Source organism: Paenibacillus sp. DMB5, assembly GCF_001517085.1.
GTDB lineage: Bacteria > Bacillota > Bacilli > Paenibacillales > Paenibacillaceae > Paenibacillus_AQ.
Genome location: NZ_LRAC01000168.1, coordinates 16,653 through 40,586, shown reverse-complemented (window position 1 = coordinate 40,586; position 23,934 = coordinate 16,653). Strand labels below are relative to the sequence as shown.

23 protein-coding genes and 1 pseudogene are annotated in these 23,934 nt (G+C 51.8%); 17 read left to right on the top strand and 7 right to left on the bottom strand.

Annotation, left to right across the window (positions count from 1 at the left end):
• Positions 1 to 148 precede the first annotated feature (148 nt).
• Together AWJ19_RS36080 and dhaK are read left to right on the top strand one after the other, a co-directional pair.
• Positions 149 to 1,284 (top strand): annotated as a pseudogene (locus tag AWJ19_RS36080) (glycerol dehydrogenase).
• Position 1,285: 1 nt separating this feature from the next.
• A complete protein-coding gene (gene dhaK, locus AWJ19_RS36075; RefSeq protein WP_068729419.1) occupies positions 1,286 to 3,049 on the top strand; it encodes a dihydroxyacetone kinase subunit DhaK in 1,764 nt (587 codons plus the stop codon).
• Between the two features lie 100 nt (positions 3,050 to 3,149).
• Here the strand turns inward: dhaK and AWJ19_RS31250 are convergent, their stop codons facing one another.
• On the bottom strand, positions 3,150 to 4,808 hold the full coding sequence (locus tag AWJ19_RS31250; protein WP_068729417.1) for a diguanylate cyclase: 1,659 nt from the start codon (positions 4,806 to 4,808) through the stop codon (positions 3,150 to 3,152).
• 227 nt (positions 4,809 to 5,035) lie between these two features.
• Between AWJ19_RS31250 and hprK the strand changes: the two genes are divergently transcribed.
• The 9 genes from hprK (at position 5,036) to AWJ19_RS31210 (ending at position 15,082) form a co-directional block, all read left to right on the top strand.
• Positions 5,036 to 5,953 (top strand): HPr(Ser) kinase/phosphatase, encoded by a 918-nt coding sequence (gene hprK / locus AWJ19_RS31245; RefSeq protein WP_068729415.1) that lies wholly within the window; start codon positions 5,036 to 5,038, stop codon positions 5,951 to 5,953.
• A 262-nt stretch (positions 5,954 to 6,215) separates the two neighbouring features.
• Positions 6,216 to 7,952 carry a histidine kinase gene (locus AWJ19_RS31240; RefSeq protein ID WP_068729413.1) on the top strand — a complete coding sequence of 579 codons (1,737 nt, stop codon included), beginning with the start codon at positions 6,216 to 6,218 and terminating at the stop codon, positions 7,950 to 7,952.
• 6 nt (positions 7,953 to 7,958) lie between these two features.
• The gene (locus AWJ19_RS31235) at positions 7,959 to 9,539 is read left to right on the top strand and encodes a response regulator (RefSeq protein WP_241781957.1); all 1,581 of its coding nucleotides are present in this window, start codon (positions 7,959 to 7,961) and stop codon (positions 9,537 to 9,539) included.
• Between the two features lie 145 nt (positions 9,540 to 9,684).
• The gene (locus tag AWJ19_RS31230; RefSeq protein WP_068729411.1) at positions 9,685 to 10,605 is read left to right on the top strand and encodes an ABC transporter permease subunit; all 921 of its coding nucleotides are present in this window, start codon (positions 9,685 to 9,687) and stop codon (positions 10,603 to 10,605) included.
• Between the two features lie 27 nt (positions 10,606 to 10,632).
• A complete protein-coding gene (locus AWJ19_RS31225) occupies positions 10,633 to 11,514 on the top strand; it encodes a carbohydrate ABC transporter permease (protein ID WP_068729409.1) in 882 nt (293 codons plus the stop codon).
• Between the two features lie 61 nt (positions 11,515 to 11,575).
• Positions 11,576 to 13,168, top strand: coding sequence for an ABC transporter substrate-binding protein (locus AWJ19_RS31220; RefSeq protein ID WP_068729407.1), 1,593 nt, complete (start codon positions 11,576 to 11,578; stop codon positions 13,166 to 13,168).
• A gap of 524 nt (positions 13,169 to 13,692) precedes the next feature.
• Positions 13,693 to 14,160, top strand: coding sequence for a hypothetical protein (locus tag AWJ19_RS31215; protein ID WP_068729405.1), 468 nt, complete (start codon positions 13,693 to 13,695; stop codon positions 14,158 to 14,160).
• A gap of 23 nt (positions 14,161 to 14,183) precedes the next feature.
• Positions 14,184 to 14,345: a hypothetical protein gene (locus tag AWJ19_RS35505; RefSeq protein WP_157890129.1), complete on the top strand. Its 162-nt coding sequence runs from the start codon at positions 14,184 to 14,186 to the stop codon at positions 14,343 to 14,345.
• Positions 14,300 to 15,082 carry an alpha/beta hydrolase gene (locus tag AWJ19_RS31210; protein ID WP_128083740.1) on the top strand — a complete coding sequence of 261 codons (783 nt, stop codon included), beginning with the start codon at positions 14,300 to 14,302 and terminating at the stop codon, positions 15,080 to 15,082. Before AWJ19_RS35505 ends, AWJ19_RS31210 begins: the two co-directional genes overlap by 46 nt.
• Here AWJ19_RS31210 and AWJ19_RS31205 read toward each other — a convergent pair.
• Positions 15,079 to 15,657 (bottom strand): class I SAM-dependent methyltransferase, encoded by a 579-nt coding sequence (locus tag AWJ19_RS31205; protein WP_068729403.1) that lies wholly within the window; start codon positions 15,655 to 15,657, stop codon positions 15,079 to 15,081. The two genes, AWJ19_RS31210 and AWJ19_RS31205, sit on opposite strands and share 4 nt — an antisense overlap.
• 147 nt (positions 15,658 to 15,804) lie before the next feature.
• Complete coding sequence (locus tag AWJ19_RS31200) at positions 15,805 to 16,059, bottom strand: hypothetical protein (RefSeq protein WP_128083739.1); 255 nt, start codon at positions 16,057 to 16,059, stop codon at positions 15,805 to 15,807.
• A gap of 290 nt (positions 16,060 to 16,349) precedes the next feature.
• Here AWJ19_RS31200 and AWJ19_RS31195 point away from each other — a divergent pair, with 290 nt between their 5' ends.
• Positions 16,350 to 17,189, top strand: a complete 840-nt coding sequence (locus tag AWJ19_RS31195; protein WP_068729399.1) for a hypothetical protein — start codon at positions 16,350 to 16,352, stop codon at positions 17,187 to 17,189.
• A 99-nt stretch (positions 17,190 to 17,288) separates the two neighbouring features.
• Here AWJ19_RS31195 and AWJ19_RS31190 read toward each other — a convergent pair whose 3' ends face one another.
• Both AWJ19_RS31190 and AWJ19_RS31185 read right to left on the bottom strand, forming a co-directional pair.
• Positions 17,289 to 17,825, bottom strand: a complete 537-nt coding sequence (locus AWJ19_RS31190; RefSeq protein ID WP_068729397.1) for a MerR family transcriptional regulator — start codon at positions 17,823 to 17,825, stop codon at positions 17,289 to 17,291.
• 215 nt (positions 17,826 to 18,040) lie between these two features.
• Entirely contained in the window at positions 18,041 to 18,694 is a 654-nt protein-coding gene (locus AWJ19_RS31185) for an HAD family hydrolase (RefSeq protein ID WP_068729395.1), read from the bottom strand.
• 138 nt (positions 18,695 to 18,832) lie between these two features.
• On the opposite strand from AWJ19_RS31185, the gene AWJ19_RS31180 reads away from it, so the two are divergent.
• Positions 18,833 to 19,441: a hypothetical protein gene (locus AWJ19_RS31180; RefSeq protein ID WP_068729393.1), complete on the top strand. Its 609-nt coding sequence runs from the start codon at positions 18,833 to 18,835 to the stop codon at positions 19,439 to 19,441.
• Positions 19,442 to 19,508: 67 nt separating this feature from the next.
• On the opposite strand, the gene AWJ19_RS31175 is transcribed toward AWJ19_RS31180, so the two are convergent.
• On the bottom strand, positions 19,509 to 20,219 hold the full coding sequence (locus AWJ19_RS31175; RefSeq protein WP_068729391.1) for an SDR family NAD(P)-dependent oxidoreductase: 711 nt from the start codon (positions 20,217 to 20,219) through the stop codon (positions 19,509 to 19,511).
• A gap of 100 nt (positions 20,220 to 20,319) precedes the next feature.
• Between AWJ19_RS31175 and AWJ19_RS31170 the strand changes: the two genes are divergently transcribed.
• Positions 20,320 to 20,679, top strand: a complete 360-nt coding sequence (locus AWJ19_RS31170; RefSeq protein ID WP_068729389.1) for a MerR family transcriptional regulator — start codon at positions 20,320 to 20,322, stop codon at positions 20,677 to 20,679.
• Positions 20,680 to 20,766: 87 nt separating this feature from the next.
• On the opposite strand, the gene AWJ19_RS31165 is transcribed toward AWJ19_RS31170, so the two are convergent.
• On the bottom strand, positions 20,767 to 22,377 hold the full coding sequence (locus AWJ19_RS31165; protein ID WP_068729387.1) for a copper amine oxidase N-terminal domain-containing protein: 1,611 nt from the start codon (positions 22,375 to 22,377) through the stop codon (positions 20,767 to 20,769).
• Between the two features lie 151 nt (positions 22,378 to 22,528).
• Here AWJ19_RS31165 and AWJ19_RS31160 point away from each other — a divergent pair, with 151 nt between their 5' ends.
• The 3 genes from AWJ19_RS31160 to AWJ19_RS31150 are packed head-to-tail and all read left to right on the top strand — an operon-like array spanning position 22,529 to position 23,905.
• Entirely contained in the window at positions 22,529 to 23,110 is a 582-nt protein-coding gene (locus AWJ19_RS31160; protein ID WP_068729385.1) for a sigma-70 family RNA polymerase sigma factor, read from the top strand.
• Positions 23,103 to 23,480 (top strand): hypothetical protein, encoded by a 378-nt coding sequence (locus tag AWJ19_RS31155; protein ID WP_068729383.1) that lies wholly within the window; start codon positions 23,103 to 23,105, stop codon positions 23,478 to 23,480. The genes AWJ19_RS31160 and AWJ19_RS31155 overlap by 8 nt, the downstream gene beginning before the upstream one ends.
• Positions 23,441 to 23,905 carry an anti-sigma factor gene (locus AWJ19_RS31150; RefSeq protein ID WP_157890128.1) on the top strand — a complete coding sequence of 155 codons (465 nt, stop codon included), beginning with the start codon at positions 23,441 to 23,443 and terminating at the stop codon, positions 23,903 to 23,905. Before AWJ19_RS31155 ends, AWJ19_RS31150 begins: the two co-directional genes overlap by 40 nt.
• Positions 23,906 to 23,934: the final 29 nt, after the last annotated feature.

Sequence of the window (23,934 nt, the reverse complement as noted above, 5' to 3'; positions counted from 1 at the left end):
GCTTAATGTAGCAGGCAGAGTACAATGCTTAAAAAGAATGGGCAGACTATACTTGATTTATATATGAATTAAGCGGATGCTTCTGAAGCCGTTTTTGCAAGGGGATTCTCGGATAGTACAGCTCACCAAACTTTTAGGAGGAATTAAGATGAGAAAAGCCTTTATCAGCCCGACCAAATACGTGCAGGGTGAAGATGAACTGCTCAACCTGGGTTATTTTGTACAGACCTTCGGCCAGTCTGCACTGCTGATCGCCCACCCGGATGATGTGAAGCGTGTGCAGGCCAAGCTGGATTCCACAGCCGAAAAGTTTAAGATTACGCTCGTCGAGAGCAACTTCCGCGGCGAATGCTCGCGCGAGGAGGTTGCCCGCCTGAAGGAGCTGGCCCGTGAGCATTCCTGTGCCTGTACCATCGGACTCGGCGGAGGCAAGGCTATTGATACAGCCAAGTGTGTAGCTGAAGGCGAGGCGCTGATTATCGTGCCGACGATTGCGGCGACCGACGCACCGACAAGCCATTCGGCGGTTCTCTATACTCCGGACGGCCAGTTTGACGACTATGCTTATTTTAAACAGAGTCCGAGTGTGGTCATGATTGATACAACCGTAATTGCCAATGCGCCGACACGGTTCCTGGTATCCGGGATGGGGGATGCGCTTTCGACTTATTTTGAAGCAAGAGCAACAGCAAATTCCTATTCCAATGTCAACGCCGGCCTGCCGAGCGGTGTACGTGAGGGTGTGTGCGGACCTGCAAAGGGAACCAATACGGCACTGATGATGGCGAAGTTCTGCTATGAGACTCTTTTGAAAGACGGATTACACGCGAAGGTGGCCAGTGACTGCAATCAGGTGACGCCTGCGCTGGAAAATATCATTGAAGCCAACATTCTGTTGTCCGGACTGGGCTTTGAAAGCGGCGGTCTGGCGGCAGCCCATGCGATCCATAACGGTCTAACCTCGCTTGAGGGTACACATCACTACTATCACGGGGAAAAGGTAGCCTTCAGCACGATTGCCCAGCTGGTGCTTGAAAATGCGCCGGCCGAAGAGCTGAACCAGGTGATGGACTTCTGCCTGTCGGTCGGCCTGCCGGTCAGCCTTGCTGACATCGGAGTAGACAGCATTTCGCAGGAAGAGCTGCTGGAAGTTGCAGGCAAGGCCTGCATTGCGGAGGAGTCGATCCATTCCATGCCGTTCCCTATTACGGTAGAGGCTGTAGCCGCAGCAATCCGGGTTGCGACCAGCTCGGCCGGAACTACAAGCAGAGCAAGGGGGCATAACATGAAGAAAATTATCAACGCACCCGAGACACTGGTACGGGAAATGTGCAGCGGGCTGGTGCTGGCCCATCCGTCTCTTGAATTCAACAGCAAGCACAAGGTAATCCAGAAAAAGCAGCTGAACCCGGACAAAGTGACGCTGATCAGCGGCGGCGGAAGCGGACATGAGCCTGCCCATGCCGGCTTTGTCGGCAAAGGAATGCTGGATGCGGCGGTCTGCGGCGACATCTTTGCTTCACCGTCCCAGATCCAGGTGTATCAGGCAATCCGTTCTACAGCGGGACAAAAGGGCACGCTCCTGATCATCAAAAACTACAGCGGCGATATGATGAACTTCAAGAATGCCGCTTATCTTGCCGGCGAAGACGGCATTGAAGTGGATTATGTGAAGGTCGATGATGACATCGCTGTTGAAGACAGCCTGTATACCGTCGGCAAAAGAGGGGTAGCCGGCACGGTGCTGGTACACAAGATCGCCGGAGCGGCGGCCGAGCGGGGGTTGTCTCTGGCTGAGGTTAAGAAAGCCGCAGAGAAGGCCATCGCGAATATCCGCAGCATCGGCTTCGCCTTCACCTCCTGTACCGTTCCGGCCAAAGGCACGCCGACCTTCCAGCTGGAAGAGGGCGAGATGGAATACGGGGTCGGCATCCACGGTGAGCCCGGTATCCGCAGGGAGCCTGTAGTTACTGCCGATGAGCTGGCGGCCAGAATGGTAAACGCGCTGCTGGAAAGCCTTTCGGTTGCTGGCGGGGCGGGATCACCTGAGGTTACCGTGCTGGTGAACGGCTTCGGGGCAACGCCGCTGCAGGAGCTGTACCTGCTCGGCAACTCGGTGATCCGTGAGCTGGATGCCAAAGGGGTTACCGTGCATAACGTGCTCGCCGGCAATTTCATGACGAGCATTGATATGGCCGGGGCCTCCCTGTCGCTGATGAAGCTGGACGATCAGCTTAAAGAGCTGCTGGCCGACGAATGCCATACCCCTGCACTGGTACTGCAGGGACCGTTCGAGCCGGTGCAATATACCGAAGTTGTCCTGAAGCCGGAAGCGGAGCAGGAAGTATCCTTTAAGTGCGATACAGATGCTGCGTATGCCAAGGTTACAGGGGACACCTTTACGCTGAATAACATGGTATATGCCATTGATAAAATGAGCGAGATTATCATAGAGAATGAGGTTCCGTTCTGTGAGCTGGACGCCCATGCCGGTGACGGTGACTTTGGAATGAGCGTAGCCAAAGGGTTCAAGCAGCTCAAAACCGAATGGCCGGAGATTACAGCCAATCATTCAGCCGATCTGGGCAGCTTCCTGGATGCCTGCTCCCTGGTCATTATGGAGCACTGCGGCGGCGCCTCCGGCCCGATCTGGGGCTCCGCGTTCCGGGCTGCCGGCAAATATGCCGGAGACCGGAAGGGACTGTCCGTACAGGAGCTGGCCGAAATGCTGGAGGCCGTGGTCAAAGGCATTCAGGATACCGGGGAGCGTGCCTTCGGCAGAGGGGCGGTAGTCGGCGACAAGACGCTGATTGATGCGCTGGTTCCTTATGCGCAGTCGTGGAAGGACAGCGCCGCACAGGGCAATGACTTTGGTACTGCTTCGACCAAGGCAGCCGCTGCTGCAGTAGAAGGAGCAAGGCAGACCGGGGAGATCGTTGCCCGGATGGGCAGAGCCGGTACAGTCGGCGAACGCAGCATCGGGTACCCGGATGCCGGCGCTTATGCGCTGGGTGTGATTTTTACCGGGCTGGCGGAAGCGATGCAGTAAGCTGGATAGTTTAATAAAAAGACCGTTCCCGGGAATACTCTTCCGGGAAGGTCTTCTTTGCATTTCAGCCAGGGACCGGGTATATACTATGCATCCCTGCCTACCGCCGCACCGAAACAATCCGGTTGCGGCCCTGATGCTTGGCGGCATAGAGCGCTTTGTCGACGGCTTTGAACAGGTCGTTCAGATAGGCGGATGCATCCTTGGGCTGTCCGGCCTTAAAGTCGGTGATGCTCAGCACTCCCATGCTGATCGTAACCGATACAGGATGCTCTACGTTGTCAATGCTCATTTTATTGGCGGCCACAGCGGATTTAAGCTGCTTCGCAATGGCGACCGCTTCCGTCTCTTCCGTACCCGGCAGGTAGATGATAAATTCCTCGCCGCCATAGCGGGCCAGAATATCCTTCTCCCGCAGCAGGCGCTGGAGCACCTCTACGGTTCCGCAGATGACCAGATCGCCGGCCAGGTGGCCGTAACGGTCATTGACTGCCTTGAAGAAGTCGATATCGATCAGGATCATGGCCGAAGGAAGCGGGTGCTCACGGCTCTCCGTTACTTCCTTCTCCAGCTGCTGTGTGAGATAATGCCGGTTATAGCAATCAGTGAGGCTGTCGGTAATGGCCATTTTTGTCAGCTTGCGGTTAGTCTGGAACAGCTCCTCCTGAACCTTGATCAGGGATTCATTTCTTTCCTGAAGAATGGTATTCTGATGATTGGTCTCGTCAATAAGCCGGCGGAGCTCGGTAATATCCTGAAAAGTAATGGTACGCCCTACTCTGACCGAGCTGACCATGATGGGTGCAGCATGAATGCTAATATACAGGTGGCCGCCGGGATGCAGGCATTCAATCTCGGCCATCTCATCCGGACGTTCCCGGTACTGGTCAAGAAAGCGTCTGATGGCATCGGTTGTACCCGGCAGAAAAGCCTCCATTTGGAAACGGTCGCCGGGCTCAAGCCTGGAGTAAGGATCAAGGGCCTGATTCATCTCTACTACCCGTTCGTGGTCATCCAGCACAAGGATGCCGTATTCCATCGTATCAATGATATCCTGGTGGGCAATCGTTACAATATCGAATACTTTATCCTGGTGAATGGTAATCACAAAGAAAATAGCCGAAATGACGATGCCGAGCGAAGTGAAGCCCGGAATGACCGGCAGGTAATCATCAAGGACAACATTCAGCAGGATATCAAGCAGCAAAAATATCGTTACCGCAAGGATCCCTCTGAGCATGGACATGATCTGGTTCTTAATCCGTGATGCCTGATCGGACACAAGCGCTACATAAATGATATACAGGGACACAAGGGCATGAATAACCAGAATGGAAATGTTGATCCAGAAAATAGGGCCGTAAATTCTTTCTACATATCCTCCGTTCACCGGGCGGACGAACCATTCGTTCGGATTCAGGATGACGCCAAGCGACGAGAAGACTGCCGGAAGGAACAGCAGGATTAAGATTTTCCGTTTCAGGAACTGGGACTGGCCGGAGATCAGTATGGTGAAGAAGATCCAGCCGGCAATCAGCAGGGACGCATCGACAAAGGCTGCTTTTACATAAAACAGCTGAAAGACCGGCTCGTCCACAGTTTTGATGGCGAACTGGCAGTAAGGCCATACCATCATCGAAAAATGAAAGCCCAGATACACTTTGTGTAATCTGGTTATGGTAACAGAAGCAAATATGTATATGAACAGCAGAAACAAGACAAAGCACATCATTAGATCAATCCATGATCCCAAATCCAATACGCCGCACCTTCTTGCATTAATTGGTAGATTATGAATTTCTGTGGGTCTTAAGACTTAGGTAATATTTCTAACTATATAATCAGCATTGTAAGAATACAAGATTTTTAGGGATATCTATAATAAAGAGAAGGTAGAGTTACCCCAGCCGTTGAATATAACCGTCAACCCTACTATTACATTTCAGGCGTATCCGGAATACGCCTTAGCTGCAGGAGGAGAACCCCATGAAGTCGATCACCGTTCAGAGCCTTACTGATAAATTCCAGCTGGAGGTGCTTGCAGGAGCCAGCCGGATGGACCGCCTGGTCACACGGCCCCGGACACACCGGCCCGGGCTGGAGTTTGTCGGATATTTTGATTTCTTTCCTATGGAGCGGGTACAGGTGCTCGGCCGCAAGGAGATTAATTATCTGCTTACGCTGAGCGTAGAGGACCGCGTGCTGCATATCGGCAACATCGTCAAATATCATCCCCCGTGCTTCATTGTAACGACCGGACAGCAGGAGATTCCTTATCTTACGCATTTTTGCGACCAGGAGGGGATCCCTCTGCTGCGGACAGCAGATACGACCAACGAGTTCATTGCCAAGCTGGACAGCTATCTGGTGAAGGCGCTGGCCCCCGAGCTGTCGATTCACGGCGTATGTGTTAACGTATCGGGCATCGGCATTCTGCTGCGGGGCAAATCGGGCATCGGCAAAAGTGAAACCGCACATACGCTGATCCGCAGAGGCCACCGGTTCGTAGCAGACGATATAGTGGTGCTCAAGAAGCTGGGGCCGCATACGCTGCTTGGTACGCATAACGAGACTACACGCGAGTTCCTGGCGCTGCGCAGCATCGGGCTGATTAATGTAGTCCGCCAATACGGGCGCAAAGCCTTTCAGGATGAGACGCGGATCGTGCTCGATATTGAGCTGTGTCCCTGGAGGGAGAATGCACTCAACAATGAGCTGGAGCTCGTTCCCCAGTTCACCGAATATCTCGGGGTACAAATTCCGCATATTGAGGTTCAGCTTCAGCCGGGACGCGATGTCGCCGGATTAATCGAAGCGGCAGCCAACAACTGGTACCTGAAGCAGCTGGGCTACAGCGCTGTTGAAGAATTCATGAAACGGATCGAGGACGGAATGCAGCCGTAAGCGCCGTAGCGCTACCGTCCGGATGCCGGATCAAAGAGCGAAACAGACCATCAATAATAATTCTATCAGATAGTGAGGCAATGCGGCACTCCAGAAAAGGATATATACAACTTCTTTCTATTATGGTACCGGCAGGGCACCAGCCAGAGGCGGCTGATGCCTCTTTTTTTTGCGTAAAAATAGTAGTAACCGCTTACACTTCGTTGTAGAATGGATGAAAACAGCGGACAGCTGCAATCAAGCATGCAAGGGAGCACCAGGTATGGAGAAATTTTCACCGGATAAAAAGTATATTCCGTTCACCTACAAAATGATGATTCCTTATCTGGTTCTGGTCCTTCTGACAGACCTGCTGGTCGGCTATATAGCCTACACGATGCTTGTTGAGTCCAGGACCGAGATGGCGGAGACGAATGTGCGGACGGCCCTTAAGCAGACGAGGAGCAATATCGAATACCAGACCGATGAGATCAAGCGGATGAGCAATTCGCTGTTTCTCAATACGAACTTTCAGAATGCGCTGCAGTTCAGGGGTAATCCGCTGGAGAATATGCTCAAGATGCGCGATGATATCGTCCCTTATATGAAGGCGCCTCTGCAGTTATACGGGAACAAGCTGCGGCTTGCGCTGTATACGGCTAACGAGACCATGCTTGAAATTACCGGAGACGATATGACGGAGCCTATCGGCAGAAGCGATTACTATGTGCTCTCGGGCCGGGTTATTGAGGACAAGGAATGGTTCCGTTCGATCGTGATGAATAACCGGGACAGCCTGTGGCTGCAGGCGGACAGTGACAGTAAGCTTGGCAACATTTCTTACTTCCGCAAGCTCGTGGCTTCCAACGCGGCTCCGTCAATCATCGGGTATATCCGGGTTACGGCGAGAATAGATGAGCTGTTCGGCAATTTTGATACCTTCCCGGTGGATCAGGGGTTGGAGCTTCGGCTGGTTGACAGGGTACAAGGACAGACTATTTATGAGCAGGGTACACCGGACAAGCCGGATAAGCCGGACAATTATCTGATTATCAGCGAGGATATTCCGATACCCGGTTATGTCATTGAGGCGCGGGTGCCGCACAGCTATCTTAACAAGGATGCAAGCAGAATGCAGAGGGCTATCGGTACTGTCTGCACAATCAGCTTCGCGGTTATGGCAGCGATCGGGTTCCTTGTGGCCCGAATATCCGGCAAAAAGATCAAGCGGATCGTCTACCTGGCCCGTTCCTTCCAGGAAGGGAACTTCTACAAGCGGATCGGGTTCCCCGGGAATGATGAATTTGTGTATATTGCCAACAGCTTTAATCAGATGGCGGCGAGCATTCAGGAGCTGATACGCAACGTCTATGTTCAAGGTCTTCAGAAGAAACAGGCCGAGCTGGATGTGCTGCAGGCCCAGATCAGCCCGCATTTCCTGTATAACACCCTGTCCACCATCGGCAGCCTGGCCAATCTTGGAGAGGTCGGGAAGGTTACGCGGATGGTGAAGGGGCTGTCCAAGTTTTACCGGCTGACCTTAAACGAAGGGCGGGTCTATATCTCAATTGAAAAAGAGCTGGAGCAGGTCAAAATGTATTTGGAAATCCAGCGGGTGAAATATGCCGACGCCTTTGAAGTCTATTATGATATTGATCCTGAAATTCTGCAGGTTCCGGTCATCAAGCTGATCCTGCAGCCGTTTGTGGAAAATATATTTAAGCATGCCTGGTTCGGCGAGAGTATTGCCATCCGGATTACGGGCCGTAGGCTTGGTGACCGGATTGAGCTGAAGGTGATTGATAATGGCATCGGCATGCGGCCGGATACGCTGCGCAGCATGCGCGCAGGCTCTTTTCAGCCGGGAAGCTATGGCCTGAAAAATGTGGAGGAACGGATCAAGTTGAGATACGGCAATGATTACGGGATTCAAATCGGCAGCTATTACGGAGCCGGGACGGCGGTGCAGATTGTCCTGCCGGTTGAGAATGCGGAGATCCGCGAAGTGAGGGGAGAGTAGAGGATTATGGCCCTGGAGATAAATATTTTGCTGGTGGATGATGAGGCCATCGATCTGGAATGGTTGAGACGGCGTGTGGCCGGAAGCAGCCGCCTGCCGCTGCATAGTGTCAGAACGGCCGCCAGCGGCTTTGCCGCACTCAAAATAATGGAGCAGCAGCCTGTTGATATTATTCTCTCCGACATCCGGATGCCGATTATGACCGGGGTGGAATTTGCCCGCAAGGCGAAGGAGCTGAACCCGGAGGTCGAGATTGTGTTCATCAGCGGCCATCAGGATTTCAGCTATGCCAAGGAGGCGATCCAGCTGAATGCCTCTGACTATCTGCTGAAGCCTGTGGACGATGAGGAGCTGTACAGCATGCTGGAGCGGCTCTGCGCCAAGATCGAGAAGGAGCGCAAGCAGCATACCTCCTTGACTGAGACCTTGTCTCTTGTCAATCAGGAGCTGCTGCTGCGCTGGTTCAGTGAGACCGCGCCGGGACCGGCGCAGACACATATTCTCGGTGTGCTCACGCCTTACCTGCAGGCACTGTCGGCTGTTGCGATTGTGGAGCTGGACGATATCGCCTGGAAAATACGAGGCTGGAGCGAAGAAGAGCGGTCTGCCTGGAGCAGCAGAGCCGGAGGGTTTATCCGGGAGTTTGCCCGGGAGCATAATCTGGGTATGGTGATTACCGGCTATGACTATCACTTTATCATTCTGGCTGCAGTTCAGGAGCAGCATTTCACTGCCCTGCTGGAGGAGCTGATCCGGGCGTTCTATCAGGAATTTGCCTGCTCCATTACCATCGGCAGAGGCATGTATGCGTCCGGGCCGGACAAGCTGCATGACTCCTACCGTCAGGCCCAGGCTGCGCTCAGCATCAAATGGATAGTCGGCAAGAACAGGCTCATTCAGGACGCTTCAGAGTGGCACCCGAAGGAGAAAATAGCCTCCGATCTGGAGGAGATTGTGGACCGGATGCTGAAGGCCATGCTAGAGTATGACCTTACGACCGTCGATGACTGCCTGCTGCAGCTGTTTGCCGGGGACAGCCCGATCTCCCAAAAAAATGATATCTACGATATCATTATCCGGATCACCTCCAAGCTGCACGCCGACCTGCGGCAGATGAACGAGCATCTGTACGAGATTCTTAACTGGGACGCTCATCAGCCGTTCGTGCTGTTCCAGTTCGAGACGGTGCATGACATCCTCTCCTGGCTGAGACGGCGGTTCTTCGAGCTGTCGGAGCGTCTGTATCTGAAGCGCCAGCGGCAGAAGCGCAAGCTGATTGATGAAATTACAGACTATGTGAAGGCGAGGCTGGATCAGAAGATTACCCTTAACGAGGTGGCTGCCCACTTCGACTTCTCGCCTAACTACCTGGGCCACTTGTTCAAGGTGGAGACGAACAGCCTGTTCAGCGACTATGTCGGCGAGCTGCGGATGAAGCGGGTCTGTGATCTCCTGGAGGACCCTACCAAAAAGGTCTATGAAATCGCCGAGCAGGCCGGCTACAAAAATATCATCTACTTCAACCGGCAATTTAAGCAGTATATGGGGATGTCGCCGGGCGAGTACCGGAAGCGGAATAAAATATAATACTGCAGCCTCTGTTCCGGGTGGAACGGGGCTTTTTTTATATACTAAATCGTTGAATTAGTATTAAGTTTAGTTGTTTCGCTGAATTATGCCGGAAGCACGCCCTGCTTATAATGTGAGATATAGAGATGAGAGGGGTGCAGAAATGAAAAGGCATACATTCTGGAGTGATTTAAAAAATTATAAGGTTATCTTGCTGATGCTGTTGCCGGCGGTTGCCTTCTTCCTCCTGTTTGCTTACATCCCGATGGCGGGGATCGTCATCGCCTTTAAGAAATACGATTACGCCGGAGGGATCTTCGGCAGTGCGTGGAACGGGCTGGACAACTTCCGCTTCTTCTTTGAATCAGGCGACGCCTGGCGGGTAACGCGGAATACGGCGCTGTACAACATCGCTTTTATTACGGTAAACAACATACTGCAGATTTTTGCCGCAATTATGCTGTTCGAGGTCGGAGGCAAATGGTTCCGCAAGCTTACACAGTCTGCACTGTTCCTGCCTTATTTTATCTCCTGGGTCGTGGTCGGGGCGATTGCCTATAACCTGCTGAACTATGATATCGGTACGGTGAATGCGCTGCTCAGAGGGCTTGGCCTTGAGCCAATCGATATTTATAATACGCCTGCTTACTGGCCTTACATCCTGGTGCTTGTAGCTGCCTGGAAGAGCCTCGGGTACGGAACGGTAATGTATCTGGCAGCGATAACAGGCATTGATACGGAGATGTATGAAGCTGCCGAGATTGACGGCGCGAACATTTTCCAGCGGATTATGAAAGTAACGATCCCGAATCTGATGCCGACGGTTATCATTCTGGTGCTGCTGGCGGTCGGGAACATTTTCCGCGGTGATTTCGGAATGTTCTACAATATGATCGGCAACAACGGGCTGCTGTTTTCCGCGACGGATGTTATCGATACCTTTGTTTTCCGGTCCCTGATTACTTCCAATGATATCGGAATGTCGGCTGCGGCAGGCGTGTTCCAGTCGGTGCTTGGCTTCGCAACCATTATGACGGTGAACTACGCTGTCCGCAAATACGACAAAGACCGTGCCTTGTTCTAGGGACAAACAGGAAATGGAGGTAACGATATGAAGCAGCTTGACCGCAAAATTTTCTCAGCCATTGGTTATGTTTCACTGATCCTTCTCGCCGTGCTATGTATCTTCCCGTTCATTCTGGTTGTCTCCTCATCCCTGACGGAAGAGACCAAAATCGTAACGGACGGCTATCAGTTTATACCAACTGCCTTTTCAACCGAGGCTTACAGTATTCTTTTTAAATACCCGCAAGAAATGATTAATGCTTATCTGGTGACTATCGGGGTTACGGCGACCGGCACCGTGCTGGGATTGTTCCTGACTTCGATGACTGCATACGCGCTGTCCCGCAAGGACTTCAAGTGGCGCAACAAGTTTTCGTTCTTCTTCTTCTTTACCACCCTGTTCAGCGGCGGGCTCGTCCCGTGGTATCTGCTGATCGTCAACTATCTCAACATGAAGGATACGCCGATGGCCTTGGTTGTGCCGATGATGCTGAATGTGTTCTACATTATCGTCATGAAGTCCTTTATGAGCAGCATACCCGAAGCCATTGTCGAATCGGCCAAAATTGACGGCGCCGGCGACTTCCGGATTTATGTCCGCCTGATTCTGCCGCTGTCCAAGCCGGCCCTGGCTACAATCGGATTGTTCCTGGCTCTGGCTTACTGGAATGACTGGTATAATGCGCTTCTGTTCATCTCCGATGAGAATCTGATGCCGCTGCAGTATTATTTGTACAAAATGCTGGGCAACATGGACGGTATGCGCAAGGCGATGATGGGTGCAGGCGCTGTCGTGACTACAGCCATTCCGACCGAGAGCCTCAAAATGGCAATGACGGTTGTGGCTACTGGCCCGATCCTGCTGGCTTATCCGTTCGTGCAGCGTTATTTTGTCCAAGGCTTAACGATCGGTGCTGTTAAAGGGTGAACCCGGAGTCATCCGGTTTATCAATAGATTTCATATTCAACTACAAGGGGGAAGGCTTGAGATGCTGAAAAGAAATAGAATGATGCTGCTGGCGCTCGTTTTAACCTTCGTTATGATTCTAAGTGCGTGCGGCGGAGGCAATAACAATGCCAATGCTCCAGCTGAGCCTACTAATAGTGCATCAGAGGCAGGCGGTAACAGCACGGATACGGGAACTGCAACAGATCCTGCGGCTTCCGGTACCATTGATACATCCAAAGAAGTGAAGCTGAAAATGATTTTTGTCGGACCTAAGCCGGTCGATTATGACAGCGTGTTCGCCGAAATCAATAAAGTCTTGAAGGAAAAGATCAATGCAACCATCGAAGGCGAGTTCCTGGACTGGTCCGACTGGGCGCAGAAATATCCGCTGAAGCTGGCGGCGAATGAGGATTTTGACCTGATCTACTCGGCAAACTGGGCTGGCTACAATGACCAGGCGCTGAAAGGCGGCTTCCTGGAGCTGACCGATGAGCTGCTGAACAAATACATGCCGGAAACTATGAAGGCTATGCCGCAGGTAAGCTGGGATCAGGCCAAAGTGAACGGCAAGCTGTACATGGTTCCGCAGAACAGAGGGGAGTCTGTTGAGAAGCTGATTCTCTACCGCGAAGACTTGCGCAAAAAGTACAATCTGCCTGAGATCAACAGCCCTGAAACCTATGCGACTTACCTGAAAACCATTGCTGAGAAAGAAAAGGGCGTTGCCCCGTTCACTCCGGAAACCGGAGACTGGAAATATCATAACCTCGACCGTGTCCTGCTGAAGCAGCAGAATGAATGGAACATGTTCGACCTCGACCTGCCGTTCGCCTTCAAGCTGGATGATCCGACAGGTAAAGTATTCAACGTCTATGAAACTCAGGAATTCAAGGATCTGCTGGTATACTACAAGGATCTCGCCGACAATAACGCCTGGTCCAAGAACGTGCTGAACAGCAAAAACGATCATCAGGCTGACTTCAAAGCAGGCAAAACCGCATCCATTACGCACAACAACGGTACACTGGGTGCCCTGATGGCCCTGATGCGCCAGGAAAATTCACCTTACGAGGTAGCGCTGGCTGACATCAACCAGGGTAAGAAAAAATCGATCGCCATCTCGACACAGAACGGCACATCCATCCATGCGACCTCCAAAAATGTGGAGCGCTCCCTGATGATGATCGATCTGATGCAAAATGATAAACAGCTTCACGACCTGATCATGTACGGTATCAACGGCGTGCACTATGAGCCGGTTGGTGACGACAAATACAAAGCGCTTGAGAAGAACCCGAACTACACCGGCTTCTCCAACTGGAACTTCAACTCGCCGCTGAACCGCGACAATGAAGCGTTCCCGCAGGAAGCTTCCGATCTGGTCAAGAAGTGGGAAGCAAGCGTGTACCACTATGATCTGGAGACCTTCGTGTTCGACAACAGCAAAGTGAAGACAGAAATCGCCAATGTCGGCAACGTAATGCTGCGCTACGCCATTCCGCTGGAATACGGCGTAATCGAAGACATCGACAAAGGACTGGCTGAACTGAACAAGCAGCTGAAATCCGCGGGTCTTGATAAGATTCAGACCGAGCTGCAGGCACAGATTGATGCCTTCCTGGCGAACAAGTAATAATGAATAGCCAGCTATAGGCAGGGATATGCGGTCCGCTGGGGCGGGCAGGCGTAGGTTTATGCAAGAGCAGGGCAGCGTTCTCCCGCTTTGGGAGGCGCTGTCCTGTTTTTTGCGCGGGTGGCGGGATGAGGCAGGTGTAGCAATAGTCCCACTCACCGCAGCCGGAGCATTTATAGCACCTGCAGCACACGGGGCGCTCTAACGGAGCATTCATAGCAGCTGCAGCGCACGGGGTGCTCTAACGGACCCAGGAGGCGTTATTTGCCGATTTTCCGGCGGTTGGACATTCTAACGGACTCAGATGACGCTATTTAGACGGATTTGCGTTAGTGCGGATAAAATTGGTGCAAATAACGTCACTGGAGTCCGTTAAACCCGCCGCAGGGCCGAGATTGCGAGAATAAGGTCCGCCGAGTCCGTTAGGATGTATTGGCTGGGAGGGAGGTTAGAGATTACAATGGGCATAGAGTAGTTGGAACATTTTAGAAGTCTGTTTCATTTTGTCCGCCTGGGAGGGAGCCATGTTTACCCCGCACACCGATTATGACTTCAGGATATACTCGTCCGATAGAGCGTCATACATCACCTTTTATCTCGAGCAGTACATATATGAACGGTTACCTAGCATGGCTTGCAGTATTGAGGTTACAAATAACAAGTTTACTGGCTGCAGTCTTAATGTCTGGTTCGAGCTGGAGCAGCTTCAGCGTTTTGTTCACGAGCTGGAACACTTCGATAGGTTAGAACATGCAGACTTAAGTGCAATGTCGCCGGAGGAGTTTACAATCTCGGTTAAGCGTACGAATAAAAAGGGTGACTTTATGATCCTGTATTCTCTTACTCAGCACCAATATAGCTTAGGCTTGCCTGACATAACCCTGTCCGGAGGGTATCTGTTCGACAAGGAATACCATATGGAATTGGTTGAGAATTTCAGGCGGTTAATTTCCGTTGGCAGGTTAGGTAGAGATATGAATTTTAACAGTTAGAGGTACAGGAAGGGATGGTCTGTATGGAAACTGCATTTATTAAAGTCCGCGGTAAACGGCTGTATGTAGAAATTCACGGTGATGAAGCGGCTCCGCCACTGTTGTATCTGCATGGGGGACCGGGAGAAAGCTGCTATGAATTCATGCTGCATCAGTCTCAGCGCTTATCAGCCAACTCCGCCTAATTGGCATTGACCAGCGGGGAGTATGGCGTTCTGAGGAGATCGGAGAGAGTGAGCCGTTAGCGCTGGAGGATTTGGTAGAGGACTGTGAGCAGCTGCGTAAAGAGCTGGGGATTGCAAAATGGTCTGTTCTGGGCCATTCTTTTGGTGGTTTGCTGGGGGTCCGGTATGCCGGCAAGTATCCCGACTCGGTAGAGAGCCTGATTTTGGAGGGGCCTTCCTTAGATTTGCCAAAATCACTTCAGAGCTGGCTGCGCAAGGCAGCAGGCTTGTACGAGTCTCTCTGGAAATCAGAGCAGGCAAATGCTTGTCTTACAGCAGCAGAGGATAATCGTCCGCCGCTGGAGCTGCTACACTCCTTTTTCGAGTTAGGCCAAGGTCTGGGTGAACTGAGAATGAAGGTATATACGCCGAATGACGGCAACAATTATACAGAGATGCAGTATTCAAGCAGTGAGACAGAAGAGTTCGGAAGGCGCAGTTTTATACATTTGTCCAAACTGATGGAAGAGGGCCGGATGTTCGACCCGGTGCTTCCCGTACTTAAAAATCTCAAGGTTGCCGTTCTTCTGATCAAAGGAAGGTATGATCCGATTACCTGTGAAGAGCAGACCAGGAGTTTTGTTGAAAACACACTGAACGGGACTTTAAAAATATATGAGGACTGCGGCCATCTGCCACATTTTGAAGCGCCGGACCGGTTTGCGGAAGATGTTATTCAATTTGTAACCCATCCCTAATACCGGTAGACATACACCTTAGTCCGCAGACGGTCCTTACAGGTAATAACGCGCACAGGCTGCCTGTCCGGCAATGCAAAACAAACGCTGATTACCGTCGCACCCTGTGGCAGCTCCTGCCTGAACTTCCCCGCCAGACGCCCCATTGCTCCCGGGAACAGATAACAGAGCACAATGTCGGCATCTCTGTACGAGTAGCTATAGATATCCCCCCGCTTAAAAATAACCCGTTTGCGCAGCCCCTCCCCGGCAATCTTATCCGGCAGCATGCGGGCATGGAGTACGGTGAGCAGCCTGGAGAACACCAGAGGAATGCCGGAGTTTTCGATTCCGGTCAGCCGCTTGCCGGGACAATGGCGGATAACCTCCAACCCCAGCGTTCCCCAGCCGGACCCGGCCTCAATGATATTGCCGTAGCCCCGAATCCGCTGCACCTCTGCAATCACCGCCAGCCGGACAGGACCGGATGCGGGCATCGGCGAAATCCCGTTCTTCCAGCTTATGAGCACAATCCAGAGTACGGATAGCAGGAGGGCAAATGCGATTGTCCATGTAATGAGTTCAAAGATGGGCATAGAATTCCTTTCTTGCTTATCATTGTTACAATTATAGAATAAAACACAGAAGTATAGCTCATGTATATCAAACAAGCCCTTGGCGACCCGGATTTGCAGGCTTTCAAGGGCTTGTGACAGATAGGGTTGGCACCGTCCAATTGGAAACTACCGGTATGTGAAATAGAGAAGAAATGCAGAGGCCTCCAGCACATAGACAGGCAGCATTGTCAGCAGCTGACCCAGAACCAGGAGCTTGCCCGCTCCCCCGCTTACGTCATGGGTTATTGCGTATTCCCGGGCAATCGTATGATTCGGAAAAATTAGCAGCATTGTCACCGCAAACGGGGCTATAGCCGCCAGAATTACTCCGGTAGCCGTATCACTGAAATGATAGGACAATCCGAATGCCATGATCGGCAAGATGATTCCAAAGACTGCAATCCCCCATACTAAGGTAGCGGCAGACAAATACCAGAATTTCAGATGGATTCTAAAAAACAGTCTAAAATAGCCTGACAGTTAGATCAATCCTCTCTGATCTTTTTGATCAAAATGTAGCATATCTATAAGAATTTGCTGTAGAGAAAAGTCACTGTTTGTTTGATAAAAAAAGGAGACACCTCAATGAGTGAATTTATTTTTAATAGAGATGTTGAGCGGAGGGATGAGCTGTTAGGTATCCACCAAATCATATAAAAAGGATGTGCACTATGAATCAGGCAGAGCAGCTTCACACTCTTGCAAGGCGTTACTGCATGATTATGTCCCGGTATTGGGGAAGAACATATTCACGGCTGATGAATGCCGGCGGGGACAGGACGGCAGACGGGGGCTACACGGTAGAAGCAGAGGAGTTGTTCCCCCGCTATTTAGTTCTGGATGCGATCCTTGCTGAGCTTGAACGGTTTGAAGGAACAGAATTTGCAGCTGAGGAAGAAGCGCATAACAAGATTCTAGCGGCTGTCTGGAGCGCCCAGAGCCTGTTTACCGAGAATAAAGGGGGTATCTTTCAGCAGACAGCGGCGGCTGAGCGGCAAGCGTTAGCTGATTATCTGGATAAAAAAGCTGCAGCAGGGATAGTCGGCGTATCTCCGCTGCCTTACCGGCGCACCTTGTCAGAGGTAGAGCGGACCTTGCTGTGGGAGGACCTGAGGGAAAAGTGGGGCATCAGTGATTTCTGGTACCCGCTTACTGAGCCTAAGCCGCCGGAAACCGAAGCTTTTATGGAAGACTATTTTGCGGCGGAGGTGGGGATTGAGGCACTAAAGGCAATATTAAGTGCTCACGGGATAGAGCGGGTTTTCGAACTGCGGGAGTTCGACCATTCGCCGGAGTATCAGCTTGATCTAGAAGGATTTAACCCGGCCTACACAATCAATGGCGAGGGCTACTGGTTTTCTGCTGACATGGATTGGGTCATCTACGCTTCCCATGAAAACTCAATTACGATAGCGGGTGAGTGGCTGTTAAACGAGGTAAAAAGGATTTGGCCGGGCTGGGAAGAACGCCGATGGCTGGATTGGCAGGAGCGGCTGCGGCGCGGGGTGTAAGATATGGCAGATAAGCCACGGTGGGACAAGGTTGAACGCCTGAAAATACCAGCCTGAGCCCGGCAATGGCCGTACCGGACCCAGGCCTGTACGTATAGCCTACAGCGAGAAAAAAGTGCGCAGCAGCCCGCGCTTCTTGGGCGGGGTTTTGAGCTTCATAGCGGCAAGGGGATGCATCTCCTCATACGCAGCGGCCGCCTGAAGCCGCGGCTGCTGGATGCTCTCAATGGATACAGCAAGCTGCTGGATCATCCGGCGCAGATCCTCAAGCTCCTGGCGCTGCTGAAGCAGCTGCACGGAGACCACCTCGTCGGCCTTCTGGTCGAGCGAACGCTCGATGCGGACGAGGCGGGACCAGACCTCTTGCATAGGCGGCTCCGTAACGGGAAGCTTCTGGATAAAAGGCACCGGCTCTGCCTGCGGCTTATTCTCGGCCAGCGTGATGCTGTCCAGCGACTCTCCCTGCTCAAGCCGTTCTTTAATAGATTTAAGCAGGCTGACTTCCTGGGTGGTAAAAATATAATGACCGAACCGGTCCTTGGGAAAGCTGGCAGGGAACATCGCGGCCCAGCGTTTGATTGTGGTCTGGCTGACGGACAATTGCTCTGCAGCTTCCTTTGTTTTAAACATTTCCATTTTCCATTCCTCCGCTTGGGTATTTGGTGATATACCTATTCGCTCCCGAGGAGCGACTCCCTGCACGGGTGACAAAGGTGGTGCCGGTTCGCTAAACAAAGTGGTATTGCGAGTAAAGCCGAGATTAGCAGCGTCTTATGATTCTACAAAAAGCAGCCGGATTTTGCTTTTTTCTCAATATAAACAATCGCAACCGCGAGCTCACCACGGCAACATTACAGGCGATCCTGCTCCAGCAGTTCCACCAATTCAGCTACACTGCTGAAAACGCCGTCCGGCTCAACATCATAGGTCTGACTCTGAAAAGCCGACAGCCAGCGCACCGCATAGGTACGCAGTCCGGCAGCTTTGCCTGCCAGAATATCGGCGTTGCTGTCACCGACAAACACAGCCTCGGCGGGGCTGACTCCGAGAATCTCCAGGGCGCGGCAGATGCCCTCCGGGTGAGGCTTCGGCTGAGTCACATCATCCCCTGTAATGGCAAACTCGCAGAAGTCCTCCATCTGCAGTGCCTTGGAGGAGATCCGGTATGCCCGCTGTCCTTTGCCGGTAATGACAGCCATCCTGATCCCACGATTCTTCAGCAGCTGCAGCAGACTGTTAATCTCGGTGTTCCGGACTGACTCCCCATCATGGCCCGTTTCATAGATCGAGAAATAATCCTGAACCGCCTGCGGAGCAGCGGCTTTATTAGTGAAGTTAGCTTCGATAATCTCCTCTTCGGTCGGGCCGAACATGGCCACCAGCTCTTCGTTCGTTACATCCCTGTTCTCGTATTGCTTAAACACCGTGCGGAAAGCCGTGAATGACAAAGGCAGCGTATCAGCCAGCGTTCCGTCAAAATCGAATAGTACTGCTTTAATAGACATAATGTGGTGACTCCTTTATCAGATTGAATGCGCAGATAATCAGAAAAGCGATACTTATCATTTTAACAGAGACAGAGGAAATGATATGTTTGTTTCGGCACAGATTAACCGTTTTCATAAAAGGGAGGACTGCTGCACTTGCTTAATATCCGTGATATTAACAAAGCAATGGAAGGAAACTGGTTTGATGTCTTCTGCGTTGACAAGGGAGAAATGGCAGGGGACAATTTACAGCTTATTATCTCTATGTACGAATGTGAGGGCGGAACCATTGTAGGTAAATTGCGCACCTGGGAGATTATATGTGAAAATGTACGGGAAAGTAATATCAAATTTGCAAGCGGATTTACCTATCTGAGAATATTGAAGGATCATCCCATTTTATTTAAATATAATAAGCCCCAGTATATGATCTCGGGCCCTATCCAGCTTGAGGGGGATAATGAGATTTACGGCCGTGTGTTTAACGCATTGCAGGAGTTTCTGGGTACCTATAACGCAAGAGACAGAATCATTGACTTTATGCCTTATGGAGGATCGACAGCAGAGCGAGTACATTTTACCTTCGGCCCTCGGGAAATCGCCGATATTTACCGCACCGTGCTGGGAAGCAGGGGGTTAAAAGTTACCGCCGAGCCGGAGCCGCGGAGGATTAAGGCCAGCGGAAGGGAGCGGATTCTTCTATTTACAGATTTCACTTATGTAATCGCCGAGAAATTTCATATCACACAAATAGATATTACATAATCAAGCAGAATTACAAAGACCGGAAAAGCAGAAGCTATTCCGGTCTTTCAGCAATATATATATGTTTTTACCAGGCGTAGATCCCGTTCACATCCAGAAACTCCCCGTTATGCCGCTTGCCGTCAGTGGCATAGCCGACAATAATGGCTGCTCCTGCTTCCTTGGACTGGCCGCCTTCCGCGTTGTGATTCAGGTCCGTCTTCGTAAATCCAGGAGTAACAGCAAAGACCTGAGCGCGGCTGTCTCTTAGCTCAATAGCCATTGCGGTGGTCATCGCGTTGCTGGCTGTTTTGGAGGCATTATAGTCGAAGCAATTCAGCGGATATTCCGCATGCTGCATGAAGTGCAGAGAGGCCATGTCGGTCGAGACATTAATTATGGTTCCTTCATTCTGCTTGATAAGCGGAAGAAGCTGCTGGTTTAACCGGAACGTACCGAAGAAGTTCACCTCAAAAGCCTGCCGCAGATCCTCCTCACGGGTATTGCTAAATGAGCTGGAGAAGGCACCCGGCATACCGGCATTGTTGACCAGCAGAGTAAGATCAGCGTAGCGGGCTTGAATCGTGGCAGCCGCCTGGGCGATGCTGTCCGGATTCGTCATATCCAGCTGCACAAGCTCCACATCCAGGCCCTGGCCGGATAATTCGGCAACTGCTGCCTCTCCCCGTTCCGTGCTGCGTGCTCCGAGTACTACCTTCCAGCCGGCTTCGCCCAGCTGTCTTGCTGTTTCCAGTCCGATTCCTTTGTTCGCACCTGTTACCAAAGCAGTTTTCATCATTGTTATCCTTCTTTCTGTTAAGTGATATCGATCTATAATCTGAAGCTTAATATGCTACACTAAGTGTAGGTCAACAGTGAATTTTCGGGAGACAGGAAGAATGTTTACGATAGGACAGATTGCAAAAAAGGTAGGGCTGAACATCGGGGCAATCCGCTTTTATGAGCGTAAAGGGCTGCTGGAGCCGGCGGTGCGTAATGAACAGAATAACCGGCTGTACAGTGAAGAGGACATCGGCTGGCTGGAGTTCCTGAAATGTCTGCGGGAAACGGGGATGAGCATTGAGGAAATAAAAAGATATTATGATATGGTTAAGACCGGAACGTCTACCCTGCCGGAGAGAACCAGAATGATTGAGGAGCAGAAGCAGGTGCTGCTGGATGATATCGAGAAAAAGAAGGCGCAGCTCGCCCATCTGGAGCATAAGCTGGAGCGGTATTACCGCGGGGAGAACTATTAAATTTCATCTGGTGCACTAAGTAACTATAGAGGCAGAACAAAGGCCATCCCGTGAGGGGTGGCCTTTGTTTTTACCCATTTGAATCTATTAATGGCTATGCTCCATTGTGGCCGCCATTGCTTTGGTTAATGTAATGGTGCCGTCACCAGGCAGCCACTTCACATCCCAGCCGAGCAGCTCGGCAATGAAACGGACGGGAACCTGCACGCGGCCGCTGTCCAGGAAGACAGGGGCTCCGATGTTCTTGCGCTCCCCGTTCAGCTCCATGTAGGACTGTCCTACCCAGAAGACTGCGGTGTTGTCTCCGTCCTTGATCCAGAGCGTTTTCCTGGTGTTATCCCAGGTAATATCGACACCAATGGCCTCACCGAGGTAACGGAGCGGGATGAAGGTACTGCCGTCCTTCATGACCGGAGTAACGTCCATCTGGCTTGTAGTCCCGTTAACCGTAACGGCAGTGCTGCCTTTCTTCATTGAAATGGTTGTCATTTCAGGGGCGGCGGCGCCAGTCTTGCCATGGAACTTGTCCGGGAACTGGGAGACAATGCCGCCTGTCAGCTCGCTTGCTGTCATGAACATATGGGAATAGGCAGTACGTTCAAGGTTATAAGCTTTGGCATAATCTTTATTTACATAGCTGTTAAAGGTATCAAGCAGGTGGCCGATATGCATTTTCAGTCCGTCTGCAATGGCTGCTGTTTCAAAATAAGCCGGATTTGCACTGTAGAAGAACTCGGCTTGCTTCATACGGTAATCTTCCAGCGCGGCAACAGCCTGCCCGCGTCCGGTTTCGTCTTTAGCAGCTGTGGCTTTTACATAATCGACGAAATATCCGATATGGGAAGACCAGATGGGCTTGAAGGCATCGCCGGCTGCATTACCGTAAACGGTGGCAATCGCCGCAGACAGGTCATCCGTGTTGCTATTCAGGGCAGCAGCTGCCGCAGTGAAGTCCGGGGCACCGTCGATGCCTTTTTGCATAGCGAGTGCGGCCAGTGTCGCATGCTCACCCAGCAATTGTCCAAGGCCTGCACGCAGGTCGATTCCCGGTGAGGTTGTGGTGCCTGCAGGGAACTTGTCAGGGAACTGGGCCTGAATGCCGGCAGCCAGCGATTTGGCTGTCATGAACATGTGAGCGTACGCAGTCCGTGTATCCTTGTATGCAGCTGTATAGTCTTTATTTACATAGCTGTTGAAGGCGTCCAGCAGATGGTTGATGTGCATGTTCAGCCCGTCTGCGAGGGCAGCCGTTTCAAAATATGCCGGGTTGGCATTATGGAAAAATTCGGCCTGCTTCATCCGGTAGTCATCCAGCTCAGCAACGGCCTTTTGCCGTCCGGCCTCGTCTTTGGCAGCGGTCGCTTTCACATAGTCCACAAAATATCCGATATGGGAGGACCAGATGGGTTCGAATGCTTCACCGGCGGCACTGCCATAGACTGAAGCGATGGCGGCTGAGAGGTCATCTGTGTTTTTGCCGAGTGCGGCTGCGGCATCATTGAAATCTGCAGCATTGTCGTAGCCCTTCTGCATCGCAATGACGGCCAGCAGGGCATGCTCACCGAGCAGCTCACCGAGAGCCGCCTGCAAATTCGGTGCAGCACCGTTCGTATCCACTTCGTGAGCGCTTGCCAGTGCCGGGAGAAATAAACTCAGGCAGAGCATCAGGATGGCCAGCTTACTGTGCAGCTTTTTCATTTCAGTTCACTCCTTCATCCAAAGTTGAGCCGCTAATCAAAAGCGGTTATACTCAGTGGAACGTAAGTATTCAGAAGTTGGATCACTTTTTAAAGAATAAATTTTAAAATATTAATTCATCCAACTTCGCTGGGGAAATGGGGGGGAACAGTTGAACGAAGTCGCTGACGACGTACAATTAATGCAGCAAATCAGGCAAAAGGACCCGGATGCCCTCGAAAAACTCTACGACCGGTACGAGCAGATGGTTTACAGCTTTGCTTACCGGATTGTAAAGGATTCAATGGCGGCGGAGGAAATCATGCAGGAATTATTTATGCGGATCTGGAAGAACGCGGAGCAGTATGACTCCGCCAAGGGCAAGCTGTCGACGTGGATGTTTACGGTTACACGGAATATTGCGCTTGACCAGCTGCGTAAAAATAATACACGGCCGCCGCAGCAATCCGCCGATGCGGAGGAATTGCAGCAGCTCCGCGATACCGGGGCGATGACGGAGGATATGGTCGAAATGCTGGTGGCAGGAGAACAGATCAGAGAAGCCTTGCTGGAGCTCAGCAGGGACCAGCAGCAGGTGATGGACCTTATCTATTATCAGGGTCTTACGCAGCAGGAGGTAGTCTATCACGTGGCTGTTCCGCTGGGCACGGTTAAGAGCAGAGTAAGGCTGGCTATGAGGCAGCTGCAGAAACGGTTAGTCCACTGGGGAAGGAGGGATCAGGCTCATGACTGAAGAGAATAAAGACTTGTGTGAATGGGCTGAATTGTATGCGCTTGGTGCACTGCAGGACGATGAAATGGAGCAGTTCAGCATTCATTTACAGGAATGTCCTGAATGTGAGAAACTGGTAAAAGAATACCGCCAGGTAATCGAGCTGCTCCCTCTTGCCTCCGAGCCTGCCGAACCGCCGACAGGGATGAAGAAACGTGTTCTGTCCCGGGTATTGGAAGCAGATGCTCCGGTTCAGCAAGTTCAGAAGCCTGCAGGTGAGGCGCCAAAGCCGGTTCGGGAGGAGCCCGAATATATAGTCAAGGCCGCGCCGCTCCCCAAAAGAAGCCGATTTTGCGTTATCTTAGCGCCGGGCTTGCTGCAGCAGTGGTAGTATTGCTCATCTATACAAGCCAGCTGCGCCAGGATATCGATCAGCTGCAGCGCCAGGTGGCCGTCAGTTCTGGACCGCTTCAGGGAATCAAGGTGAATGAGTCGGTTGTGCTTAGTCCGGCCGAAGTGGAGTCTGCGGTCAAAGGTCTGGCTACCATCATCGCGGACAACAGCGGCACACATCTCGTTGTACAGGCCGAAGGTCTGCCCGAGCTTACAGGGACCGAAGTTTACCAGGTATGGCTGATCAAAGGGGATGTTCCGCAGAATGCGGGCACCTTCGTATCACAGGGCGGCAACGGGGCGCTGTATTATACCTTCGAGCCGCAGGAGTACGATACCGTTGCTATCACACTGGAGCCGGATGACGGGGGAGAAGCGCCTAGAGGCCAGATTGTACTGGCGGCACCAATCAAGCGAGGTTAGTTGATCATGGGAGAGAGCCGGGAGGAACG